The sequence below is a fragment of the Vagococcus humatus genome (assembly GCF_003950325.1).
Taxonomy (GTDB): Bacteria; Bacillota; Bacilli; order Lactobacillales; family Vagococcaceae; genus Vagococcus_C; species Vagococcus_C humatus.
This window is the reverse complement of sequence record NZ_PXZH01000001.1, coordinates 869,559-893,385: the sequence shown is the minus strand read 5'-3', so window position 1 is coordinate 893,385 and position 23,827 is coordinate 869,559. Positions and strand designations below refer to the sequence as shown.

The window sequence follows — 23,827 nt, the reverse complement described above, 5'->3', positions numbered from 1 at the left end:
AGCAAAGGTGTAGATGATTGAATAAAAAAATACTAGAAACACTTGAATTTCAAAAAATTAAACAATTATTATTACAGTCTATTAGGACTGCTTTAGGAGAAGAGGAAGTTAAAAATTTAACTCCTAGTTGTGATTTTGATCAAGTTACTCAGTGGTTAGAGGAAACAAAAGATGGGTTTGACATTCTTAGGCTAAAGGGAGGCATCCCTATTCCGAAAGTATCTAACATTAAGCCTCATATGAAACGGATTGAGATAGGAGCTATGCTAAACGGACTAGAAATTGCTCAAGTTGGTCGAGTACTACAAACTGCATTAGAATTAAATCGTTTCTTTGATGAGCTGAAAGAAGAACAATTAGAAGTAACAAGATTATATTATTGGGTTGATCAATTAGAAATACTTCCTCAACTGACTAGAACAATTAAAGTGTCTGTTGAAGAAGATGGTCGAGTTACTGATGAGGCTTCTCCTGAGTTAAGAGGGATTAGACAGCAAATTCGCCGGACAGAGCAAACCATTCGTGAACAGTTAGATCAAATGATTAAAGGAAAACAAGCTAAATATTTAAGCGATAGTCTAGTTACTATGCGAAATGAACGATATGTTATTCCCGTTAAAGCTGAATATAAAGGGGTGTTTGGCGGAGTAGTCCATGATCAAAGTGCGTCAGGACAAACTTTGTTTATTGAACCCAGACAGATTGTGGACTTAAACAACCGGTTAAGACAACACCAAATTGCTGAAAGACAAGAAGTTGAACGTATATTAGCTAACTTATCTAATGAATTAGCGCCTCATTATCGGGAAATTTTACATAATGCTAGGGTAATTGGCCATCTAGATTTTATTGAGGCCAAAGCAGAATTTGGTAAAGCTTTAAAGGCAACGGTTCCTCATATTAGCGAAACAAATGCTCTTTTCTTAAAATCAGCAAGACATCCGTTAATTGATGCTGACTTAGTAGTTGCTAATGACATTACGATTGGTGAGAACTATCAAACTATTGTCATAACTGGCCCAAATACTGGTGGGAAAACTATTACCCTTAAAACTTTAGGACTTATGCAGCTTATGGGACAATCAGGATTGCCTTTAACTGTTAAGGAAGATAGCCAAATAGGAATTTTCCAAGAAATTTTTGCAGATATTGGAGACGAGCAATCTATTGAACAAAATTTAAGTACTTTCTCCTCTCACATGACTAACATTGTCGATATTTTAAGACAAGTAGATGATAAAAGTTTAGTCTTATTTGATGAATTAGGAGCTGGAACAGATCCTCAAGAAGGAGCAGCTTTGGCAATTTCTATTTTAGATGACGTAGCCGCTAAGGGAGCTTATGTAGTAGCAACTACTCACTACCCTGAGTTGAAAATTTACGGCTACAATCGTCCTGGTACTATTAATGCTAGTATGGAATTTAATGTAGATACCCTTAGTCCAACTTATAAACTGTTAATTGGGGTTCCTGGGCGAAGTAATGCTTTTGAAATCTCTAGACGATTAGGGTTAGAAAACCATGTGATCGAAGCGTCTAAAAGTTTAATTGATGAAGAAAGCCAAGATTTAAATGAAATGATTGCAGATTTAGAAAGTCGTAGAAAGATGGCTGAAACAGAATATTTAGAGGTCCGTCATTTTGTAGAAGAATCTGAATCATTATATGAAGACCTAAAAGCTGCTTATGAATTTTTCTTTGAAGAACGAGAAACAGAATTAGCAAAAGCTAAACGGGCAGCCAACGAGATAGTAGAAGAGGCTGAAACAAAAGCAGAAAAGATTATTGCTGACATTCGTAATATGCAACTAGCTAGTGGTAGCCAAAGTGGTCATGTTAAAGAACATGAACTGATTGAAGCTAAATCTAAAATTCGTGGTCTATATCAAGAAGAAGAACGACTAAAAACCAATAAAGTGTTGAAAAAAGCAAAAGAAAAGAAAGTATTGAAACCAGGAGATGAAGTTCTGGTAGAAAGTTTTGGTCAGTATGGCACTCTAATAGAAAAATTACCTAAAAATGAATGGTTAGTTCAGTTAGGTATTTTAAAGATGAATATTAAAGAGAACCAGTTAGTCAAATCAACTGAAAATAAAGAAGAACCGAAACAAGTGATCACTACTGTGAGAACATCTACGCCAAGAGTTTCTTCTCAACTAGATTTACGTGGTCGTCGTTTTGATGATGCTATTCATGAAGTGGATCAGTATTTAGACGATGCTATTTTAGCTGGCTACTCACAAGTGACCATTGTTCACGGTAAAGGAACAGGCGCTCTTAGACAAGGGATTACAGATTATTTGAAAAAACATCCTCGGGTGAAAAAATTTGCTTTAGCTCCTTATAATCAAGGCGGATCTGGGGCAACTATTGTGGAATTTAAATGATTGTGTAAATATGTACAGACTTTAAAATTTCCAATTTGAATTTCCTTTGCTATAATCAATTTAAGAACTTAAGTAGAAGAATGAAGGAGGAAATAACAAATGGCAGTTATCGAAGTAACAGATAAAACATTTGAACAAGAAATGAAAGAAGGGTTAGTCTTAGTGGACTTTTGGGCACCATGGTGCGGTCCATGTCGTATGCAAGGACCTATTTTAGACGACTTAGCTGGAGAATTAGAAGGTTCTCTAACAGTGGCTAAATTAAACGTTGACGAAAATCCTGAAGTAGCTGGACGTTTTGGTATTATGAGTATTCCAACTATGATGGTATTTAAAGATGGTGAAGCAGTTAAAACAATGGTAGGGGTTCACCGTAAAGACCAATTAACTGATATTTTAAACCCATATCTATAAGCCTTAATTAAATAATTTCAAAAAAATCACTCAATTTTTGTTGAGTGATTTTTTTGTGCTAGTCTTTTTTTGTTTGTTATATGTTATAATTAATTGATTCAATTAAATAGATAAATTTTAAGTGGGAATGATGATCTCCCAGACTTTTAAGTCGAACTGCCTAAAGCTAATGACGTCTACAACAAGTTTTTTTGTTGTAGACTTTTTTTGATTAAAGAAAGGAGAATAAAATGCTAACACAGATGAATGAGGTAAAAAATATCCTGAGTAAATTATTCTGGACAAGTCTAATAGGGGGAATGATAGGTACGATTGATTTTATATTTGGCCAGGGGCTACTTTATCTATCTAGTTTTAGAGAGCAACATATTTTATGGCTCCTTCCCTGGTTGCCTTTAGCAGGACTGGTTATTATTTGGCTAGGAAAGACTTTCTCCCAAGAGGTTACAAAGGGAATGGGCTTGATTTTTGAAGTAGGGCACAGAGAACGAAAGAGTATCTCTCTTCTCCTAATTCCTTTTTCGATAGTAAGTACTTGGTTAACCCATTTATTTGGTGGAAGTGCAGGAAGAGAAGGGGTGGCAGTTCAGCTTGGTGGAACAATTGGTCAGTTTGTCAGTCGAATTAGACAAAAAGAGGGGGAGACAAGCTATTGGTTGGTAATCGGAATGGCAGCAGGGTTTGCTGGTTTATTCCAAACGCCGATTGCTGCGACTTTTTTTGCTTTAGAAGTTTTATATGTAGGAAAATTAATTTATGAAGTCTTACCTTATGCTTTATTAGCTTCATTTATTTCAGCCAAAGTGACTCATTTTTTAGGATTAGAAAAATTTGTAGCACCTATTCACAGTTTGCCTAAATGGAATAGTTCATTATTCTTAAAACTTTGCTTAGCAGGACTTTTATTTGGGATAATTGGTTGGTTGTTTTCTAATTTATTGCTTAAAGCTAAGCAGTGGGCAAAAGTGACTTTTCCAAATCCAACTAAACGGATCCTAATTATGGGGGCAGGGACTGCGCTTCTTTTAGCTAGTCTATATTATGGTAGATATAGTGGATTAGGAACTCATTTAATTAGTGAAAGTTTCAATCATGGCACTATCTATTCTACGGATTGGCTATTAAAGTTACTTTTAACGATTCTAACTTTAGCTGCCGGTTTTCAAGGAGGGGAAGTAACGCCGCTTTTTTCAATTGGTGCTTCTTTTGGTTTTCTTTTGGGAACTTGGCTAGGGTTACCTACCCCTTTTTTAGCAGCACTTGGCTATAGTAGTGTCTTTGCAGCAGCAACCAATACTTATTTAGGCCCACTATTTATTGGTGTCGAAGTGTTTGGTCCAGGTATTTTGCCTTATTTGTTACTTACTTTAACCGTTTCTTTTGCAATCAATAAAAACCAGTCTATTTATACAGGACAAAAAATAAATACATTTTATTCATAAAAAAATCCAGTCCAAGAGAAGGTATTACGCTGTCGTAATGCCTTTTTTTATATTATGATGAATGTGGGTAATTGAAAATAACTCTCATTTACTTGACCTAATTAACTTGTTATGCTAAACTTTAATTAAAGTTTAGGCATACCTAAAACTAAGGAGGTAATCAAATGATGAATCAACATGTAATGGAAGTAGACGATGTTTCTACCTCAACAAGTATGCAACTTGAACCAATTCAAGTGAACAATCTTTCTGTTTCTTATCAGGGAAAACCTGCTATTCAACATATTAATTTAACCGTTCAACCTGGAGCAATCACAGGAATTATTGGCCCAAATGGTGCGGGAAAATCTACTTTGCTAAAAGGAATTATGGAATTAGTTAAGCGAGATAGTGGCCAAGTAACAATGGGAGAGCAAGATATTAAGTCTTTACGTAAAAATATTGCGTATGTGGAGCAAAGAAGTGCGATTGATTTAACTTTTCCTATTACAGTAGAAGAAGTAGTCTTATTAGGGACTTATCCTAAATTAGGGTTATTTAGACGACCTAGAAAAAAAGAATGGCAAAAAGTTGCTGAAAGTCTTGAGAAAGTTCAAATGACTGAGTTCTCTAAGCGGCAAATCGGTGAATTATCTGGTGGTCAATTACAACGGGTATTTATTGCAAGAGCTCTAGCACAAGATGCAGACATTATCTTTTTAGATGAGCCTTTTGTAGGGATTGATATGACTAGCGAAAAAGTGATCATTGATTTGTTAAAAGAACTTAAAAATATGGGAAAACTAATCATGATTGTTCATCACGATTTACATAAAGTTGTGGAGTATTTTGATGAACTAATTATTTTAAACCGAGAATTAGTAGCAAGTGGTCCAATTTCTCAAAGTTTTACTACAGAAAATATGCGTAAAGCTTACGGAAGTACCATGGGAGATATTGTAATCAAAGGGGTGAGTGACTAATGGTTATGAATTTTATTCAAGGATTAATTAAGTATGAATTTTTACAAAATGCCTTAATCACTAGTGTTATCGTGGGATTAATCTCAGGTGTTATTGGCTCGTTTATTATTTTAAGAGGAATGTCTCTAATGGGAGATGCTATTTCTCATGCTGTATTACCAGGGGTAGCAGTTTCTTATATGCTAGGAGCTAATTATATTATTGGTGCCTCTATTTTTGGTTTATTAGCTGCCACTTTGATTGGATTTGTGGAACAAAAAAGTCCGTTAAAAAGTGACACATCTATCGGGATTGTTTTTAGCTCATTCTTTGCTTTAGGAATTGTCTTAATCAGCCGAGCCCAAAGTTCTACTGATTTAAATCATATTTTATTTGGTAATGTGTTAGCGGTTAGACAAAGTGATATTATCATGACAGCAGTTGTAGCTGTCTCTGTGTTAATTTTTATTTTACTGTTTTACAAAGAGTTAGTTGTCAGCTCCTTTGATCCAACAATGGCAGCAGCTTATGGCTTAAATGTTAAATTAATCCATTATGGGTTAATGTTTGCTTTGACTCTTGTTGCAGTGACTTCTCTCCAAACAATTGGGACAGTCTTAGTAGTGGCATTATTGATCACTCCTGCAGCTACAGGTTATTTATTAACCAACAAACTAACACATATGATTATAATTAGCTCAATCATTGGTGTAGTTAGTTCGGTATTAGGATTGTTTTTCAGTTATACCTTTAATTACCCATCAGGAGCTACTATTGTTTTAACAGCAGCCTGTTTCTTTTTACTTGCCTTTTTATTTTCACCAATCAAAGGCTTATTGTTTAGAAATAAAGGAGGAGTTATGAATGAAGAAGTTTAAGTTAGGCTTATTAGCCTTAATGTCAGTAGGTTTACTAGCAGCCTGTTCTGCTCAACCACAAAAGGAAGGAAAATCTGAAGAGGATCAGAAAGTTCAAGTTGTTGCTACTAACTCTATTTTGGCAGATATGGTTAAACAAGTAGGAAAAGAACATGTTTCTGTTCACAGTATTGTTCCAGTTGGGACAGATCCTCATGAATATGAACCACTACCAGAAGATATTGAAAAATCAACAGATGCAGATATTATTTTCTATAACGGGTTAAACTTAGAAACAGGTGGTAACGGTTGGTTTGTTAAACTAATGGAAACCGCTCATAAGGAAGAAGACAAAGATTATTTTGTTACAAGTAAACAAGTAAAACCGATGTATCTAACGAGTAAAGGACAAGAAACGGAGCAAGACCCTCATGCTTGGTTAGATATTCAAAATGGGATGAAATATGTAGAAAATATTCAAGAAGTTTTAATAAAGAAAGATCCAGAACATAAAGCCAGTTATGAGAGTAACGGAGCAGCTTATTTAAAACAACTAGAAAGTTTAGATAAAAAAGCTAAACAAGATTTTTCAGAAATTCCAGAAAATAAACGGTTACTTGTAACTAGTGAAGGAGCTTTTAAATATTTTTCAAAAGCTTATAATGTTAAAGCAGCCTATATTTGGGAAATCAATACTGAAAGTCAAGGGACACCGGATCAAATGAGTCAAATCATTGATAAAGTGAAAGCAAGTGATGTCAACTCTTTATTTGTAGAAACAAGTGTGGATCCTCGTAGTATGGAAAGTGTCTCAAAAGAAACAGGTATTCCTATTTATGATAAAATTTATACAGATTCTATTGATAAAAAAGGAAAACCTGGGGATAGCTATTACAAGATGCTAAAATGGAATATTCAAACTATTCACGATGGTTTATTAGGAAAATAATTAGTAAAAACAGATGCTTATTGTATCTGTTTTTTTCTTTGTGATTAAGTCAAAACATGAGATAATAAAGTAATAACTAGTCAAAGGAAGTTTTAGAATATGGAAAAGTTATGGCAAAAATTAGGTTGGGATGCTTTAGCAATTAGCCGAGGAAAAGAACTGATTGAAACAGGTCAGGCCTCTTTTTTTGATTTGCTACAAGTCGGGTCAGCTTCTTATATCCAGTTGTTACAAGCGTCTTCTCTTTCTACTGATGAAAAATTGAAGCTTGTAGTTCATACTCATTTAGGCGCCAAGTTAGATTCTTGCTTTTTTTTACAATTAACAGGTCCTTTACAATTAGATATAAATATCCCTCCTCACAGCGTATTTTATGAGCTAGTAGCAGCTTGGGTTAGAGAGCTATACCAAAATGAACCTTCTTTAACTGATCCCATTCTTCACCAACTACGGATATATTTTGATGAACGAAATATACGTTATGTCAGGAAATTCTATAAAACAGGTCATAAAAATGATGAAGAAGCTTTAAAAGCCTATGTGTGTAGCGAGTTAGACGGAGAAAAAATGTTACGAGAGCCTGCTCGTTATCATAATAAATACCCTGTTACAACGACTTTTCGTCAGTACTACGAAGGAAAAAAATTAAATAAAAAAAGACTCACTCCTAATTTTCATTCAGAATTTATTATTGACCGATATGGAAATTTTGTTAGTCAATGGAATATTTTAGAGCGAGGGACAAATGGTCTAGTCATTAGTGACTATGCTTATTATGTTAAAAAATATCCAACTAAGATAGAACAAATAGCTATGCAAAAGCAGCTGTTAAACACTGAATCTTTTAATTATGGAATTAAAAATAACGGAGAACATATAAGGTTAGATGCTAAACCTACTCATTGCTATGACCATTTTATCCGTCAAAGTGCTAAAAAAAATCAAAAAATAGAAAGAAAAGCACAATTAAATCAGTTGCCAAACGCTTGGACTAGTCCAGAAAAAATTCGTTTATTTAAAAAAAATTCCTCTCAATTTTATTGGGATGATTGGCATCCAGAATGTTATTCTAGGTGGTTTGTTAAACTTTTTTAACCAATGCTCTGAAACAAATAGCTAGCTAAAACCCCTCTTAACCAATGTTTAGGCTAAGAGGGTGGGAGAGTTTCTTAATTATCTAGCTCCATTTTTTGATCTTTTTCAATGGTAGCATCTAAGGCACGGACAATGGCTGAGGTAAATTTATCTTCTTGTAAAGTTAATAAACCTTCAATAGTTGTTCCGCCAGGTGAACATACTCGGTCAATTAAGTCCCAAGGCGAGTCATTACTTTTAGTAATCATATCGGCACTTCCTAAAACGGCTTCTGCGGCGATTTGTGTAGCAACATCTTTTGATAGTCCATGCTTAACACCCGCTCTAGCCAGTGAATCGATATAAAGATAGGTATAAGCAGGAGAGCAGCCAGCAATAGCGGTAAAAATCCGAAAGTCTTTTTCAGGGATTAGGTAGGTGCTCCCTACTGTTTTAAACAAACCAATCACTTGTTGTTCTTCTGTTTCAGTGACTTGACTGTTAGAACAAATAGCAGAAACACCTTGTCCAATCCCAACGTTCATATTCGGCATGACTCGGATAATAGGTTCTTCCTTTAGTGTTAAAGTTAAATTTTGTAAGTTTTCTAGAGAAAGGCCAGCGGCAATAGAAATGAGTAAGACTCTTTTTTGTTCAAGTATCGGAGTAATTTCTTTTAACACAACAGGAACAATATGTGGTTTAACTGCTAGGACAATAAAATCCACCTGAGCAGCTAGCTCTAGATTAGACTTGGCAGCGTGAATGTGATAGAGGTTTTCTAGTTCTTTACAGCGATTGGTTTTAGTAGACACCCAAATGTTGTCAGCAGGTATAAGTTGACTTGAAATGATTCCTTGGATAATGGCTGTAGCCATGTTTCCTCCACCGATAAAACCGATTTTCATAAGACATTCTCCTTTAATTTAAATAAGTATGGTTACTCTTATTTTAAAGGTATGATTAAGCTTTGTCATCTTTTACTGAGTTAACATGGACGTTTGTTGGAAAAAATTGTATGATTAAAATAATAAATAACTATTTAATTAATTAATGGAGCGAAGACATTTATGAAATCTCGAATGAAAAAAATGCTTTCTTGGTTAAAAATTCATAGTAAATGGCTAAAGTTTTTATTTATAGCGTCTGTATTACTTTTTGTTATTAATCAGATGACTCATATTTTGCAAGGGATGACTTGGGAAGAGTTGGAAGCTGTTTTATCCACGCAGAAAAAACAAACCTTACTTTGGATGAGTTTAGCTGGGTTAATAGCTGTTTTACCTATGTTAGTATATGACTGGGTAACAGTGGAAGTATTAGAAGAGCATCAAAAACCCCATTTGCCTCGAAATGAGTTGTTTAAATCAGCTTGGACGACTAACACTATTAATAACTTAGCTGGTTTTGGTGGGGTAATAGGGGCTACTTTACGAGCTAAATTTTACGGAAAAGGTGCCAGTAATAAAAAATTAATTGCGACTGTTTCAAAAGTAGCTTTATTTTTAATTTCTGGTCTATCAGTTTTATGCTTATTGACATTTTTAGATGTTTTTTTAATTCGTTCTGCTAATCCTTATCGTCGGTACTGGGTATGGTTACTAGGAGGAGGAATGTATACTCCTTTATTGATTATGATAACTCAAATTAAAGGACAAACTCTATTTAAAGATTTTCCTTTAAAAAGAGTATTAAAACTAGTACTAGGTTCATTTGGTCAATGGGTGGGAGCATTATCTGTCTTTTTATTAATTGGTAAAGGTTTAGATGTACCAGTTAATTTATTAGAAGTTTATCCTCTTTTTGTAGCCTCTACATTTATTGGGATGATTTCCATGGTGCCAGGGGGTATGGGAACCTTTGATGTGCTGATGATATTAGGCCTTAATCAAGTAGGAGTAGGTAAAAGTGTTGCCTTAGCTTGGCTTCTTTATTACCGAATTTTTTACTACGTTATTCCTTTTTTAACAGGAATAGGGGCATTTATCCATCAAACAAGTGCAAAGATTAATGAATTTTTTAATGGATTACCTAAAATTCTATCTCAACGGTTGGCTCATTTAGTATTAGTTTGTATGGTTTATTTTGCAGGAATTATGATGGTGCTATTATCAACTGTGCCTAATCTATCTACAATGAGTACTTTATTTAGAAAATTATTGCCTTTTTCTTTTGATTTTTTAGATCAGACTTTAAATATGATGATGGGATTTTTATTACTAGGCTTAGCTAGAGGGGTTGCTAATCGAGTAAAAAAAGCTTATCTACCAACTATTATTGTGTTAACTTTTTGTTTATTTAATACTATTACCCATACTGTTTCTATAAAACTGTTAATTTTTTATGTTATTTTGATAGGGGCAGTTTATTTATCTCGAAATGAGTTTTACCGAACACAATTGGTTTTTTCGCTAGAGTCTTTGACATTTGATGGTATTTTATACGGAGTTTTATTTATTTTGTACACCATTGTAGGATATTATGCTAGCAGTAAAATAGAGCACGGTTCAGCTCCAGCTAAGTTTTTACTTTTCCCTTCAGAAGATGTTTGGATTGCAGGGCTAGCAGGGTTAATTTTAGCGGCTATTACGATTCTAGTCTTATATCAATACTTAGGGATTGAAACTTATCCAGGGATTAGTTATGACAAGTCACGGGTGGATCATATGTTAGTCACTTATCCTAATACTCATTTAAGTCATTTTGGTAGGCTAGAAAATAAACGGCATTACTTTTATCAAAATAAAAATGAAGATAAAGTTATGTTTACGTTTGAAATAAGAGGAAACAAAGCCTTTGTTTTAGGAGATCCAGTTGGTAAGTTAAACCTTTTTAAAGAAGCGACAGAGGCTTTCTATCATCATGCAGATGAGCAAGGTTTCCAATTAGTTTTTTATAGCATTACTGATAAGTATGCTTTATTGTTACATGATTTAGGTTATACTTTTATTAAAATTGGTGAGGAAGGCTGTGTTCCACTAGCTACATTGCAAAAAGACTTAGCCTATTTGAAAGGCAAAGAACAACGAAAAGAGCTATTAGAAGAACAAGGTTACCGGTTTATTTTACATACACCTCCTCATAGACCAGGTTTAACGGAAGAAGTAAAAGACGTTTTACGACACTCTTTACAAAATCAGGAGGAATTTGTATTCCTATTAGATGAGCGGTTTGGTCAAACTTATTTAGATAAACATACGATTGGTGCTGTTTATAATCGTGAGGGACAATTTAAGGCTTGTATTTTAATGTATCCAATGTCTAATGAGATGGTCGGGTATGATATGATTTGTCATGACGGGACTTTACCGAAAGAGCTAGATACTTATATAATTGATCAAGTGATGTCTACTTACTACCAGCAAGGCTATACTTTATTTAATTTAGGGTTAGTGCCTTTCTCTCAAGTAGGAAACGCCTCAGAGGCTATTTTAAAAGAACGGTTGATTAATACTATTTATGAATATAGTTCTCCTCTAGAGTCTTTTAAATGCTTGTATCAATTTAAACAACAATTTCATCCGACTTGGTTTAAGCGTTATTTAGCTTACGGATCTCATAACCGATTTATTTTTTTATTTTGGCAACTATACCGACTTATTAACCGACAAAGAAAACGGACAATGCGACCAGTGGAAGCAGTTATTGAAGAAGAAAAAGGCTAAGGTTAGTCTTTTTCTTTTTTTATTTCAAAAGAAAAAAATAGTAAAAAAGATGAAACAAAGTATTGTCATATTATTTATTTTTATACTACAATGTTTGGGTAATGATAATTATAATTAGTTTAATGAAAGTAGGGAAAGTTAACATGAAGAAAAAAATATTTATCGGGTTGATGGCAGCAATGGCCATTAGTTTACTAGTGGCTTGTCAACCTAAAAATAATCAGTCAAAAAAGGAAGCTAAACCGACTAAGACTGATCAAGTAACTAAAATAAAATTAGGAGTTATGCCTTCAACGGATAATATTCCCTTTTTATTAGCACAAAAAGAAGGGTTTGATCAAAAGAATGGCGTGGACTTATCACTGAAAGTTTTTAAAAACCCCTTAGACCGAGACGCGGCTTTACAAGCTGGAGAAGTAGATGGTGTAATTACAGATTTAGTTGGTGTAGCTATTTATCAACAAGGTGGGTTAGATGTTAAAGTAATTGGTGTTCCTTATGATCAATTTGATTTAGTTGTAAAAGATCCAGCTATTCAAAAATTATCAGATTTAAAAGGTAAACAAGTGACTTTTTCTAAAAAAACTGCTACAGCCTATGCAGTTGATCAAATGTTACAGCATGATAATCTACAAATGTCCGATATTACAGTGACAGAAATCCCTCAAGTTCCTACTCGTTTAGAAATGCTTAAAAACGATAAAGTGGACGGTGCTATTTTACCAGAACCTTTTACAACAATTGCTAAAGCACAGGGAATGCATGTTTTACAATCTACAAAAGATATTGGAGTTGAAACCTTTGCTATTGGTTTTCCTAAAAATGTTTTAGAGCAAAAAAAACAAGGAATAACTGGCTTAATCACTGCCTATAATGAGGGCGCAGATTATGTAAAAAATCATGATAAAGCAGAGTATTTAGATTTATTTGTTAAAAATGTTGGTTTTCCATCAGAACTACAAGATAAAATTGAAATTCCAGATTATGGTCATTTAGCTTCTGTTAAAGAAAAAGATGTGACAGATGCTTTTCAATGGTCTAAAAAAGCTGGCTTATTGAAAAAAGATATTACTGCTGAAGATGTTATTTATGACTATTCAAAATAAACCAATTCTTAGTTTTGAGAAAGTATCAGTCCATTTATCTGGTAAATGTGTCTTGGATCACGTGACCGAAAACTTCTCAGAGCATCAAGTTTATACTATCTTAGGACCATCTGGAACAGGAAAGACAACCTTACTTAAAGTATTAGCTGGCTTTATTCAGCCTAATCAAGGGTCTATTTATTGGCAACAGGCTGAGTACCGACCTAGAGATTTAAAAATTGGCTATGTTCCTCAAGACTACGGGTTACTACCTTGGCAAACTGTGAGAAAAGCGGTTCAGGAAAGCTTAACTGTTGGTCAACGGAAAAAAAGATTAACCTTAGCTGATCAAAAAAAAGTAGCAACATGTTTAGAAGATGTGTTTTTAACTGAGGTAAGAGATGCTTATCCCAAACAGTTAAGTGGAGGACAAAAACAACGAGTAGCACTGGCTAGGGCTTTTATGCTGGAAAGTGATTTGTTATTAATGGATGAACCATTTTCTGCGTTAGATGCTTTTACTCGAAGAGAAATGCAACAATTATTTCAAACTATGTGGCATAAAAGTAAACCCTTAACCTTTTTTATTACTCATGATATTGAAGAAGCTTTGATCTTAGGAGATGAAGTTTTAGTATTTAAAGGTTCACCAGGTCAGGTCATAACTAGAGAAAAAGGTTTAAGAAAGAGCTACCGAACAGAGGAAGAGTTGTTTACTTTACAACAATCCGTGGATTATTTTCAGCGAGTCAATGATTTAAGAGAGGAGCTGAAAGGTTATTAATAAACATAGTTATAAGTCTTTAATTGCTGCGTTAATTGTTTTTCATTTACTGTGGTATGGGTTAAGCCTTTGGGTAAATAAAGAGTTATTACCTTCTCCCAAGGTGGTATATCAATGTTTGCCTACTGCTTTTTCTAATCAATTAGGTTGGCATATTTTCTTTAGTTTAAAACGAATTGGCATAGGGTTAGGAATTTCTTTAATAACAGGATTATTGCTAGGGTGGTTAATGGGGACATTTCCTTTTTGGAATAAATTACTAGATCCGTTAATTTATTTAACCTATCCGATTCCTAAATTAGCTTTACTTCCTTTACTCATGTTATTTTTAGGTTTAGGAGAAGGGTCTAAGATTGCTCTTATTATCACGATTATCTTACCTCAAATGATTTTATCTATTCGGGATGCGATTATTTCTATTCCTGAAACCTATTATCAAGTTTATTTATGTATGGGAGCTAATTCTTTTGAGCGATTTAAACAAATCACATGGCCAGCTATTTTTTTCGGTATTATTAGCACGTTGAGAGTGTCTTTAGGGATTGCTTTTTCTGTTTTATTTTTTGCTGAAAATTATGGAACAGAATATGGAATGGGATACTTTATTATGGATGCTTGGCTTAGAATGGATTATCCAATGATGTATGCGGGGATTTTAATTTTGAGTTTAGTAGGTTTAATCTTATTTGGCTGTTTAGACTATTTATTAAAGAAAAAAACGCCTGAAATCAATTATGATAATAAACAAGCACAAAGATAACTAGCTCTATCTTTGTGCTTGTTTGTATTTATTGAATTTATTGAATAGGAATTTGTTTTTTTTCAATATCATCTGGTTCTATTTTAGGAAGTTGGACAGTTAAAACCCCTTTGTCAAAGGCTGCGGTAATCTTTTCTGAATCTACATTTTGTAATAAAAATTGACGTTTCACACTGCGTTTTAGCCGTTCTTTACAGATGAAATAACCAGTATCTTCCATTTCTTCAGACTCTTTTTCTTTTTCTGCGGAAATAGTTAAAAATTCATTTTGATAAGATAGAGAAATATCTGATTTTTCATAACCAGGTAAGTCTGCTTTTATTTCGTACTGGGTATTATTTTCTTTAATATCTACAGGGAAATGTTGTATAGCTAATGAACTAGGTGGAAACTCATCTAAAAAATTATCTGCTAAATCTAATAAATCTTTTCTGTTAGGGATTAAATTAAACATATGGTTATCCTCCTTGAAAATTTTTTGTTGGCTCACATTCGTTTACCCTACGTTTATATGATAACTTTTTTTAACACATTCGTCAAAACAAGGAGGATTTGTATTTATAGAGAAAGAGAAAAAGTCCTATACTGAGTAAGCTAATACTAGCTCCTAATTTGATGCCATAGGGATAAAAAGTTAGAGTCACAGTATGTTTACCACTAGGAACATCTAGTAAGATAAATCCTTTATGAAAATCTTGAACAGTTGCTTTTTTTTGATCAATTTTTACTTGCCAACCTAAGTCATAGGGGATTGTTGTAAAAATCACTGGCTTATCTTCTTCAGTTTGATAATCAAAAGTTACTTGATTCTGTTTAACGTTTGTTTTAATAGTTTTGGCTTGGATGTGCTTAATTTGTTGTTCATAATTTTTAGTGTCTAACAAAATAATTTTAGGCGGTTCTATTTCAAAATGATTTTCTCCGTAAAATTCTAATTGAAAAGATAAAGGTGTTTCTTCAGAAAAATAGCCTAAATCGTAATAAGAACCCATTAAATCTAAGCGTCCTTCTGATGATTGTCCTAGGGCTTTGACTGTCAGATTTGTGTTAGAAACTTTAGAAAAATCTTTGGGGTAGATGGCAACATAAGCTTGTTTGCCTTTTGGGATAGTCGTTTTTAAGCTTAGCACTTGTGGGTGATTAGCTTTTTTTTCAAAGAAACGCCATTCTTTCTGATTTCTTTGTAAATAGGCATTGGTTGTGTTAACCAAACTTGGCTCTTTTTTAGTAAACAAGGCTTGCTGTTTTTGTGCTAATTGATTCAATATATTTTGTTGATTCATCAGCATTTGATTTTTTTCAATAGGCACTTGTTTGATTGCTTGGGTAGTGAGCATACCAAGGTCTAAGGCTAAAGGATTATGATACAAGCGGTAGCTATCTGTTTGCTCTAATTGAGAAAATTGATAAGTATTTAAAGGTGATTGACTTAGTTTGTACTGAATACCTAATAAAGAATCCATCACCAAGGTATTATGTTGATAGCGAATATTTAATTGACTTTTTCGGGAAGGAAACCCTAAGTCATTTAGTAGTTGATTACTATTTCTGTTTCGAATAGAGGAAAATAAACTAACGCCACTATATTGATAAGTAAAACTATCATTGGAAGAAACAGGTTCTAGGTTTTCTACTCGGAAAAATTCATTGGGTTGACTATGATTTTCGCTAGTCTTTAAATTTTTAACAATATCTGGGTAAGGCTGGGTAAAAAGAGAGCGAGAGGCGTAATTCCAATCTGCTAAAATACCGGATAGCATATAGTAAGTATTCATACCCGCTTCTAAAGAAACACAGATAAAAAGTAACACACATATCTTAGAGAAATTCCTTTTTCTTGATTTATGAAACACCCCTTCATATAGCATAAAAACGAGAGCATAGATACAAACAAATAAACAGGATAAAGCAAGAGTTGTTTTATTTAAGTAAGGATAGCTTTGATGAGGTTTTAGGAAATATACCCCTAAAAAAGTAAGGATTAAGATACTAGATACTAGATAAATAGGTTGAAAGTGATGTTTTTTAGCAATGGTTTCTAAACCGTAGCCAGCTATTAAGATCACTAAAAAAGAAAATAAAAAGCTATAACGAAATAAAAACATATTAGGTGAATGGAACCCATGCCAAAACAAATTGAAAGGTTCAATGTAAAAACTTGCAATCAGACAAGTAAAAAGAACTATCCAACTTAGCTTTAATTTTCGCTTAATTTTTTTAGATAAAAAAGCAGTAAACATTAAGATAAGAGGGAGTAAACCGACATAAATAAATGGTACAGAACCGTATTTAGTGGTATCATAAGCACCAATAAATTGTTTAGCTATCAAATCTAGCCAACTAGTGCCTTCAGTTTTGATCCAATTCAAGGTATCTAATTGTTCTCCGTTAAATTTTAAATCAAAATAAGTAGGAAGAATAATAAACATAGCACTTCCACCAGCTAAAAAACTCGTGAGAAAATAAGGAACTATCTTTTTTTTATATACTTGCCAGTCGGATACCGTTCGTGCTAGAAAGTAAAGAAGTGAAAAAACACCGACCATGAAACCAAAATAAAAATTACTAACAAATAAGAAAACATAGCTTACAAATAAAAGTCCTGGTTTATGCTGATCCATTAACCGATGAATACCTAGTATGATTAAAGGCAGCCAAACAAATGTATCTAGCCACATAATTAATTCAGAATGAGCGGTAATAAAGGACATTAGTGAGTAGCTTACTGCTAAAAAAATATGGCCGAAACTAGGGATTTGATAAGTTTTTTTAGAAAAGTACCAAAAAGATAAGCTAGCAGAGCCAATTTTCAGTAAGGTTAGAAAATATAAGGTATCAGGGATTTGCTCATTTGGAAAAAAGAAAACAAGTGGGGTAAAAATACCTCCTAAATAATAAGCAATCAATGAGAGATAATTTAGACCTAAAGAACCTGACCAAGTATAAAAAATACTTTGTTCTCCTTTTAGCATATTATGAAAACTAGCATGAAAATTTGCAAATTGAGAGAAAGCATCACTAGCTAATATAGAACGCTGACTACCTGGAAAAATACCGATAGAAAAATAACACAACACCATAATAACAATTGGGCAAAAGAAAGCACAACAAGCAGTTAAAAAAGTTTGTGCAGTTTTATCAGATGATTTCATGTTGAAAAGCTCCTTTAATGAGAGTTCAATAATAAAGTTAACTTTATTTTAACATAGATAGTTCAGATAACTAATGATTTTTTCATAGTTTATACGAAGTTTAAATAGTTAAAAAAATGGATAAATAAACTGTATAAAATAATCAAAAAAAGAAAAAATAATCTGTAAAAAATTACATTGACATTTAACTAAAAAAGCATATAATTTGCTCTGTTGGATTTGAAAGAAGTACAATTATTTTCATTATTTTAGAGAAAAAGAATTGAAGGGTTATCTTATTAAAACGAGATGACTAAGGAGGAAGAAAATTGGAAAAAAAAGCATTAAGTCGTCGAATTGATACGTTTAGTATTGGCGGTGCCTTAGTGGCAATGGGGGTTGTGTACGGAGATATTGGAACAAGTCCCTTATATGTAATGAAGGCAATTATTGAAGGGAATGGTGGTCTTGCTCATGTATCGGAAGACTTTATTATTGGAGCTGTTTCGCTGATTGTATGGACATTAACGTTACTTACTACAGTTAAATATGTGCTGATTGCTTTACGAGCAGATAACCACGGTGAAGGTGGTATTTTTTCTTTATATACGCTAGTTAAAAAAATGAGTAAATATTTGATCATACCAGCTATGATTGGTGGAGCTGCCTTGTTAGCAGACGGCGTATTAACCCCGGCTGTTACTATTACAACAGCTATTGAAGGGTTAAGAGGAATCCCTATGTTTTACGATTTATTTGGTGAAAATCAAAATGTCATTATTGTCATTACCATAGCTATTATCTGTGTGTTGTTTATTATTCAAAAATTTGGGACAGAAAGTGTTGGTCGTGCTTTTGGCCCAGTTATGTTAGCATGGTTTACTTTTATCGGAGGGATTGGTCTTTATAATTTTATCGGCAACCCTGCAGTGATTAAAGCTTTAAATCCTTATTATGCTATTCATCTTTTAATGAGTCCTGAAAATAAAGCAGGTATTTTTATTTTAGGAAGTGTGTTCTTAGCCACTACTGGGGCTGAAGCATTGTATTCTGATATGGGTCATGTTGGCCGTCAAAATATTTTAGGAAGCTGGCCTTACATTAAATTATGTTTGATTTGTAATTACTTTGGTCAAGCAGCTTGGATTATTGCTATTAAAGATAATCCCTACTATCAACAAGTTGAGTTATTAAATCCATTTTTTAGAATGATGCCAAAATCATTGTCTGTTATAGGGGTAGCATTTGCCACAGTAGCTGCAGTGATTGCATCTCAAGCTTTGATTTCTGGTTCGTATACCTTAGTTTCTGAAGCAATCAAATTAAAATTACTTCCTAGACTTAAAATTGTTTACCCAACGAATCAAAAAGGCCAATTATATATACCAGCTGTTAACTGGTTATTGTTTGTTTTGTGTATAGGCATTGTGTTTTTCTTCCGAACTTCTACTAGAATGGAGTCGGCTTATGGATTAGCCATTACAGTAACTATGTTGATGACAACTATTTTATTACTGTTTTATTTATTAGAAAAACAAGTACCAAAGATTTTAGCTTTTCTGATGTTTATCTTCTTTGGTTCTATTGAAACTATTTTCTTTATTTCCAGTGCGACTAAATTTTTCCACGGTGGTTTTGTTGCGGTATTTATGGCATTAGCGATTTTATTTGTCATGATTATTTGGGAACAAGGTTCTATCATCGAAGAAAGAGAATCGCAAAAAGTCTCTCTTTATGATTATATGGATCAGCTAATTGCCTTAAAAGAAGATAAATCTGTTCCTCTTTATCAAACTAATGTTGTCTTTTTAACAAGCAATTTAAAAGGTCACTTAATTGGAAAAGAAATTCTTTATTCTATTTTAGATAAAAAACCTAAACGGGCAAAAGTATATTGGTTCGTTAACGTACTAGTGACTGATGAGCCTTTTACTGGTGAATATCATGTTGATATGATGGGAACAGATTGCATTGTGAACGTTCAATTGCGATTAGGATTTAGACGAAGCCAAAATATTAACTTATATTTACGCCAAATAGTTAATGAGTTAATGGAACAAGGAAAATTACCTAAACAACCGCAACGTTACACGATTATTCCTAATAGAGAAGTTGGCGATTTTTGTTTTGTATTAATCCGTGAAGAACTAGCAAGAGGAACAGGGTTAAAAACAGTTGAAAAAATGATTTTACAAGCTAAGTTTTTCTTGAAATCTATTGCAGTTTCTCCTGCAAAATGGTTTGGTTTAGAGTATAGTGATGTGAAAATGGAACATGTTCCTTTTATGATGGATGTAGTTAATTTGAAACAGTGTCGTCCTTTAAAACAAGTTTATGTTCATGATTTTTGTTCTGAATATGAAGAAGACGAAGAAGAATAAGTTAATTTTTAAGTAATAATTATAAGTAAAGACTAAGCGAAAAATATTTTTCGCTTAGTCTTTTTTTAGATTTCATGTAGGTAAGTTTCAAGCAAAAGTTTGCGACTTGCTAGGTAAGCTTGTCTGTGGTTAGTTGGATGAAGAGCATTGGATAAAAAAATAAAGGACTGCTGATTAAAGGGATCTACCAATAAAAAGGTACCTGTATAGCCAGTATGATATAAAAAGGTCCGATTTTCATAGCGTAGTAAATCCCAACCTAAAGACCGCCCTAAAGTGCGAGAAGGAGTATGATCTTGTGTCAGTAACTGAATAGTTTTTTCTTTTAGAAACGTTTTTCCAGAAGGACTTTGGCCATTTTTTAAAAGCATATTAGTAAATAGCATGAGATCAGTTAAAGATGAAAAAAGACCAGCACTACCGCAGTGTTGTTTTAAAACAAAGGCTTTAGGGTCGTGTACTTCGCCTTTGATTACCCCTCTGTTGCTATGTTGTTCCGTAGCAGCTACAAGAGGTAAGCTAGTAGGAGGAAGATTAAAAAAGCTGTGAGTCATTTCCAAAGGGTCTAATACTTGTTTTTGAAAAATCGAAAATAAGTCTTGTTGAAATAGTTTTTCTAATAAAAACCCTAGCCAAATAAAGTTGGTATCTGAGTACTGTACTTGTTTGCCTATTAAAGGAGACGGAGTTAGTTGTTTAAGAGCCGTCATTAGGTCAGGTTGGGAAAGACTATCTCGGTTAGGGATAAATCCCTGAATCATCGAAGTATGGGTTAATAAATGTCTTAATGTAACGGAATCAGCTTTTATATCTGGCAGATAAAAATGAATACTTTTTTCTAAGTCAATATCATTTGTTTCTAGTAGTTGTAGCAAAACAGTGGTGGTACAAACTACTTTAGTTAAAGAAGCTATATCAAAAATAGTATGCTTCGTGACTAGCTCAGGAGTTGGGATAAGTTGCTGATAGCCCGCAAAGTGAGGGCACCATTTTTGTTGGTCAAATATAGCATAAGAAACACCTGGATAGTTATGATTTAATTGGGTGTCAATAATCTTTTTAGTTTGTGAATACATATATAATAAGCTCCTATCATTGTTTATCTTCTTTTAGATACTTTTTATTATACTTGATAACGTGAAAAAAATAACTAATTTCTCATTGAAGCTATCTCTTTAGTAGGATAAATATACACTAAGATGAAAAGATGATAAAAGCAATTATGTAAGGGCTTAAATTAGATGTTTTTTATTTTTATAAAAAGAGGGTATTCACAAAGAAAAACGGACACATTCGCAAATATGTCCGTTAATTTTTTTAGATAAACGGTCTATAATTTAAATTGTTAAAAGGTTAACAATCTTTTTGCTAAATTAGCCGATTAACAATAACAAGGATGATTTTATACTAAATTAGATTAGATAGATAGGAAGGAAGAATATGATGCGTTATTATGATTATCTTTTACCAAGTGTTAACTTTTTTGGACCAGGATCTGTTGAGGTAACAGGTGAACGAGTTAAAATTTTAAATGTTAAAAAACCTTTAATTGTTACTGATTCATTTTTAAAAAATTTAGAAAATGGACCTGTTAAACAAGTAGAAGCTTCCTTAAAAGCAAGTGGCATTGAGTACGCTATTTACGATGGCGTAGAACCTAACCCTAAAATTGCCAACTGTTTAGAAGGAAAAGAAATGTATGAAGCTGAAAAATGTGATGGAGTTATCACAGTAGGTGGAGGCTCTGCTCATGACTGTGGTAAAGGAATTGCTATTGCAATCAGCCATACACAGCCTTTAACTGAATTAGCTGGAATTGAAACATTAACGAATGCTCTACCTCCAATTGTTGCAGTTAATACAACAGCTGGTACAGCAAGTGAGGTAACACGTCACTGTGTGTTAACTAACACAGAAACTCACTTAAAATTTGTTATCGTTAGCTGGCGCAATGTGCCATTAGTATCTATTAATGATCCATTACTTATGTTAGGTGTTCCTGCTGGATTAACAGCTGCAACAGGTATGGATGCTTTAACTCATGCTATTGAGTCTTATGTTTCTAAAGATGCTAACCCTGTCACAGACGCAGTTGCTATTCAAGCAATTAAATTAATTAGTACTAACTTACGTCAAGCAGTAGCTAATGGTGAAAACATTGAAGCACGTACTAACATGGCTAACGCTTCATTATTAGCTGGTATGGCATTTAACAATGCTAATTTAGGCTATGTTCACGCAATGGCTCACCAATTAGGTGGACAATATGATATGGCTCACGGTGTGGCAAATGCTATTTTATTACCAACTGTTGAGAAATTTAACATTGTTTCTAATCCTCAACGTTTTGCTGATATTGCAGAATTTATGGGTGAAAATATTGAGGGTTTATCTGTACGTGATGCTGCAGATAAAGCAATTGATGCAATGCGTCAATTAGCAACAGATGTAGGTATTCCTGCAACATTAGAAGAAATGGGTGTTAAACGTGAAGATTTCCAATTAATGGCAGAAAATGCTCTTAAAGACGGAAATGCTTTCAGTAACCCACGTAAAGGTAATGTAGAAGATATTATTGCTTTGTTTGATGAAGCATTTTAAGTAAATAATTTACAACAAAAGAAGAGAGACTAGCCCTTGGGCCAGCCTCTCTTCTTTTTAGTATAAAAATAACAAGCTAATGTTAGTGGTACCTAGACTTCATCAAAAGAAATAATAAGTTTTAACGCTTTATTATCATCTGCATGTTTGAAAATATCATAAGCTTCCAGAATTTGATTAAAATTAAAATGATGAGTAATTAACTCATTTGGCTCAAGTTTGCCTGCATTAACTGTTTTTAAAAGCATTGGCGTACTAGAAGTGTTAACTAAGCCAGTTGATAAGGAGATGTTCTTAATCCATAATTTATTTAATTCAAAAGTAACAGGTTCTCCGTGAACTCCTAAATTAGAAATATGTCCTCCTGGAGCGATAATTTGTTGACATAAGTCAAAAGTAGTTGGATAGCCAACCGCTTCCATAGCAACATCTACTCCAACGTTATTTGTAATTTCCATTATTTGTTTAATGGCATCTTCTTTATTAGCTGAATTAATGACATGAGTTGCCCCAAATTCTTTAGCTACTTGGAGTCTGTTATCATCTAAATCCATAACAATAATAGTAGCAGGTGAAAAGAATTGCGCAGTTAGTAAAGCAGATAATCCAACAGGACCTGCGCCGACTAAGGCAATAGTTTGACCAGGTTGAACGTGACCATCTAAGACGCCAATTTCAAAACCAGTCGGTAAGATGTCACTTAGCATCACAGCTCCTTCATCGGTAATATTTTTAGGAATATGATACAAACTATTATCAGCATGATGAATGCGAACGTATTCTGCCTGTGTCCCATCAATTAAATGTCCTAGATTCCAACCGCCATCAGCACAGTGTGAATACATTTGACGTTTACAATAATCGCAGTGACCGCAAGCTGTAATACAAGAGATAATAACTTTGTCACCAACTTTAAAGTTGTTAACTGAGTCACCAATTTGTTCAATAACACCAACACCTTCATGACCAAGCGTTAGTCCTTCAGGTACTTCAGGTGTATGTCCAGCAATGATATGAAGATCTGTTCCACAAATAGTTGTTTTAACAAGTCTGACAATTGCATCTGTGTCTGCAGATAATTTTGGAATATCTTTTTCAAGTACGTCAATTTTTCCAGGTTCGATATATGATAAGGTTTTCATTTTGTTAGTCATTAAATTTCCTCCCAGATTTTATCTACTAGTCGTTATGATAAAACTTAGTTGTTTCATAACTTATTTTTAATATAAACCTATATAAATGAAAAAACAAGATTAAATTTAAATTGTAATAAAGAACTAGGTTTATTTAATATAAGAATCAATAAAAGATGATTTTATGAAATAAAAAGAGAAGTTTAGTAGTCAGTAAAAAACC

Annotated in this window: 18 protein-coding genes and 1 riboswitch; of the genes, 13 read left to right on the top strand and 5 right to left on the bottom strand. The window is 33.4% G+C overall.

Annotation, left to right across the window (positions count from 1 at the left end; all coding sequences use genetic code 11):
* Nucleotides 1-17 precede the first annotated feature (17 nt).
* The 7 genes from C7P63_RS04275 (at nucleotide 18) to C7P63_RS04245 (ending at nucleotide 8,085) form a co-directional block, all read left to right on the top strand.
* Complete coding sequence (locus tag C7P63_RS04275; RefSeq protein ID WP_125942908.1) at nucleotides 18-2,387, top strand: endonuclease MutS2; 2,370 nt, start codon at nucleotides 18-20, stop codon at nucleotides 2,385-2,387.
* Between the two features lie 99 nt (nucleotides 2,388-2,486).
* Nucleotides 2,487-2,801: a thioredoxin gene (gene trxA, locus C7P63_RS04270; protein WP_125942907.1), complete on the top strand. Its 315-nt coding sequence runs from the start codon at nucleotides 2,487-2,489 to the stop codon at nucleotides 2,799-2,801.
* A gap of 114 nt (nucleotides 2,802-2,915) precedes the next feature.
* Nucleotides 2,916-2,987, top strand: a riboswitch (Fluoride riboswitch).
* A gap of 44 nt (nucleotides 2,988-3,031) precedes the next feature.
* Complete coding sequence (locus tag C7P63_RS04265; RefSeq protein WP_125942906.1) at nucleotides 3,032-4,243, top strand: chloride channel protein; 1,212 nt, start codon at nucleotides 3,032-3,034, stop codon at nucleotides 4,241-4,243.
* Nucleotides 4,244-4,458: 215 nt separating this feature from the next.
* Entirely contained in the window at nucleotides 4,459-5,205 is a 747-nt protein-coding gene (locus tag C7P63_RS04260) for a metal ABC transporter ATP-binding protein (RefSeq protein WP_125943079.1), read from the top strand.
* Nucleotides 5,205-6,062 (top strand): metal ABC transporter permease, encoded by an 858-nt coding sequence (locus tag C7P63_RS04255; protein WP_125942905.1) that lies wholly within the window; start codon nucleotides 5,205-5,207, stop codon nucleotides 6,060-6,062. The genes C7P63_RS04260 and C7P63_RS04255 overlap by 1 nt, the downstream gene beginning before the upstream one ends.
* Nucleotides 6,049-6,990, top strand: coding sequence for an Mn/Fe ABC transporter substrate-binding lipoprotein EfaA (efaA, locus tag C7P63_RS04250; protein WP_125942904.1), 942 nt, complete (start codon nucleotides 6,049-6,051; stop codon nucleotides 6,988-6,990). The genes C7P63_RS04255 and efaA overlap by 14 nt, the downstream gene beginning before the upstream one ends.
* A 99-nt stretch (nucleotides 6,991-7,089) precedes the next feature.
* Nucleotides 7,090-8,085 (top strand): DUF3114 domain-containing protein, encoded by a 996-nt coding sequence (locus tag C7P63_RS04245; RefSeq protein WP_125942903.1) that lies wholly within the window; start codon nucleotides 7,090-7,092, stop codon nucleotides 8,083-8,085.
* Nucleotides 8,086-8,159: 74 nt separating this feature from the next.
* Here the strand turns inward: C7P63_RS04245 and proC are convergent, their stop codons facing one another.
* Nucleotides 8,160-8,972 carry a pyrroline-5-carboxylate reductase gene (gene proC, locus C7P63_RS04240; protein WP_125942902.1) on the bottom strand — a complete coding sequence of 271 codons (813 nt, stop codon included), beginning with the start codon at nucleotides 8,970-8,972 and terminating at the stop codon, nucleotides 8,160-8,162.
* A gap of 162 nt (nucleotides 8,973-9,134) precedes the next feature.
* On the opposite strand from proC, the gene mprF reads away from it, so the two are divergent.
* The 4 genes from mprF (at nucleotide 9,135) to C7P63_RS04220 (ending at nucleotide 14,358) form a co-directional block, all read left to right on the top strand.
* On the top strand, nucleotides 9,135-11,729 hold the full coding sequence (mprF, locus tag C7P63_RS04235; protein WP_125942901.1) for a bifunctional lysylphosphatidylglycerol flippase/synthetase MprF: 2,595 nt from the start codon (nucleotides 9,135-9,137) through the stop codon (nucleotides 11,727-11,729).
* Nucleotides 11,730-11,872: 143 nt separating this feature from the next.
* Nucleotides 11,873-12,835 (top strand): ABC transporter substrate-binding protein, encoded by a 963-nt coding sequence (locus C7P63_RS04230; RefSeq protein WP_165863767.1) that lies wholly within the window; start codon nucleotides 11,873-11,875, stop codon nucleotides 12,833-12,835.
* Nucleotides 12,819-13,598 (top strand): ABC transporter ATP-binding protein, encoded by a 780-nt coding sequence (locus tag C7P63_RS04225; RefSeq protein ID WP_165863766.1) that lies wholly within the window; start codon nucleotides 12,819-12,821, stop codon nucleotides 13,596-13,598. Before C7P63_RS04230 ends, C7P63_RS04225 begins: the two co-directional genes overlap by 17 nt.
* A gap of 118 nt (nucleotides 13,599-13,716) precedes the next feature.
* Entirely contained in the window at nucleotides 13,717-14,358 is a 642-nt protein-coding gene (locus tag C7P63_RS04220; protein WP_243640793.1) for an ABC transporter permease, read from the top strand.
* 37 nt (nucleotides 14,359-14,395) lie between these two features.
* On the opposite strand, the gene C7P63_RS04215 is transcribed toward C7P63_RS04220, so the two are convergent.
* Nucleotides 14,396-14,812, bottom strand: coding sequence for an Hsp20 family protein (locus C7P63_RS04215; RefSeq protein WP_125942897.1), 417 nt, complete (start codon nucleotides 14,810-14,812; stop codon nucleotides 14,396-14,398).
* Between the two features lie 82 nt (nucleotides 14,813-14,894).
* Nucleotides 14,895-17,510 carry a YfhO family protein gene (locus tag C7P63_RS04210; RefSeq protein ID WP_125942896.1) on the bottom strand — a complete coding sequence of 872 codons (2,616 nt, stop codon included), beginning with the start codon at nucleotides 17,508-17,510 and terminating at the stop codon, nucleotides 14,895-14,897.
* 371 nt (nucleotides 17,511-17,881) lie between these two features.
* Between C7P63_RS04210 and C7P63_RS04205 the strand changes: the two genes are divergently transcribed.
* Nucleotides 17,882-19,870 carry a KUP/HAK/KT family potassium transporter gene (locus tag C7P63_RS04205; protein ID WP_125943078.1) on the top strand — a complete coding sequence of 663 codons (1,989 nt, stop codon included), beginning with the start codon at nucleotides 17,882-17,884 and terminating at the stop codon, nucleotides 19,868-19,870.
* A gap of 65 nt (nucleotides 19,871-19,935) precedes the next feature.
* Here the strand turns inward: C7P63_RS04205 and C7P63_RS04200 are convergent, their stop codons facing one another.
* On the bottom strand, nucleotides 19,936-20,946 hold the full coding sequence (locus C7P63_RS04200) for a serine hydrolase domain-containing protein (RefSeq protein WP_125942895.1): 1,011 nt from the start codon (nucleotides 20,944-20,946) through the stop codon (nucleotides 19,936-19,938).
* Nucleotides 20,947-21,310: 364 nt separating this feature from the next.
* Here C7P63_RS04200 and C7P63_RS04195 point away from each other — a divergent pair, with 364 nt between their 5' ends.
* Entirely contained in the window at nucleotides 21,311-22,471 is a 1,161-nt protein-coding gene (locus C7P63_RS04195) for an iron-containing alcohol dehydrogenase (RefSeq protein WP_207852940.1), read from the top strand.
* A gap of 92 nt (nucleotides 22,472-22,563) precedes the next feature.
* On the opposite strand, the gene C7P63_RS04190 is transcribed toward C7P63_RS04195, so the two are convergent.
* Nucleotides 22,564-23,613, bottom strand: a complete 1,050-nt coding sequence (locus C7P63_RS04190; RefSeq protein ID WP_125943076.1) for a zinc-dependent alcohol dehydrogenase family protein — start codon at nucleotides 23,611-23,613, stop codon at nucleotides 22,564-22,566.
* Nucleotides 23,614-23,827 lie beyond the last annotated feature (214 nt).

What these genes read in the sequence shown, in the direction of transcription:
- trxA (WP_125942907.1), top strand. Translation starts at nt 2,487, where the DNA reads ATGGCAGTTATCGAAGTAACAGATAAAACATTTGAACAAGAAATGAAA.
- C7P63_RS04200 (WP_125942895.1), bottom strand. Translation starts at nt 20,946, where the DNA reads ATGTATTCACAAACTAAAAAGATTATTGACACCCAATTAAATCATAAC.
- proC (WP_125942902.1), bottom strand. Translation starts at nt 8,972, where the DNA reads ATGAAAATCGGTTTTATCGGTGGAGGAAACATGGCTACAGCCATTATC.
- C7P63_RS04190 (WP_125943076.1), bottom strand. Translation starts at nt 23,613, where the DNA reads ATGAAAACCTTATCATATATCGAACCTGGAAAAATTGACGTACTTGAA.
- C7P63_RS04225 (WP_165863766.1), top strand. Translation starts at nt 12,819, where the DNA reads ATGACTATTCAAAATAAACCAATTCTTAGTTTTGAGAAAGTATCAGTC.
- C7P63_RS04255 (WP_125942905.1), top strand. Translation starts at nt 5,205, where the DNA reads ATGGTTATGAATTTTATTCAAGGATTAATTAAGTATGAATTTTTACAA.
- C7P63_RS04265 (WP_125942906.1), top strand. Translation starts at nt 3,032, where the DNA reads ATGCTAACACAGATGAATGAGGTAAAAAATATCCTGAGTAAATTATTC.
- C7P63_RS04230 (WP_165863767.1), top strand. Translation starts at nt 11,873, where the DNA reads ATGAAGAAAAAAATATTTATCGGGTTGATGGCAGCAATGGCCATTAGT.
- C7P63_RS04210 (WP_125942896.1), bottom strand. Translation starts at nt 17,510, where the DNA reads ATGAAATCATCTGATAAAACTGCACAAACTTTTTTAACTGCTTGTTGT.
- C7P63_RS04245 (WP_125942903.1), top strand. Translation starts at nt 7,090, where the DNA reads ATGGAAAAGTTATGGCAAAAATTAGGTTGGGATGCTTTAGCAATTAGC.
- C7P63_RS04205 (WP_125943078.1), top strand. Translation starts at nt 17,882, where the DNA reads ATGGGGGTTGTGTACGGAGATATTGGAACAAGTCCCTTATATGTAATG.
- C7P63_RS04195 (WP_207852940.1), top strand. Translation starts at nt 21,311, where the DNA reads ATGATGCGTTATTATGATTATCTTTTACCAAGTGTTAACTTTTTTGGA.
- C7P63_RS04260 (WP_125943079.1), top strand. Translation starts at nt 4,459, where the DNA reads ATGCAACTTGAACCAATTCAAGTGAACAATCTTTCTGTTTCTTATCAG.
- C7P63_RS04215 (WP_125942897.1), bottom strand. Translation starts at nt 14,812, where the DNA reads ATGTTTAATTTAATCCCTAACAGAAAAGATTTATTAGATTTAGCAGAT.
- mprF (WP_125942901.1), top strand. Translation starts at nt 9,135, where the DNA reads ATGAAATCTCGAATGAAAAAAATGCTTTCTTGGTTAAAAATTCATAGT.
- efaA (WP_125942904.1), top strand. Translation starts at nt 6,049, where the DNA reads ATGAAGAAGTTTAAGTTAGGCTTATTAGCCTTAATGTCAGTAGGTTTA.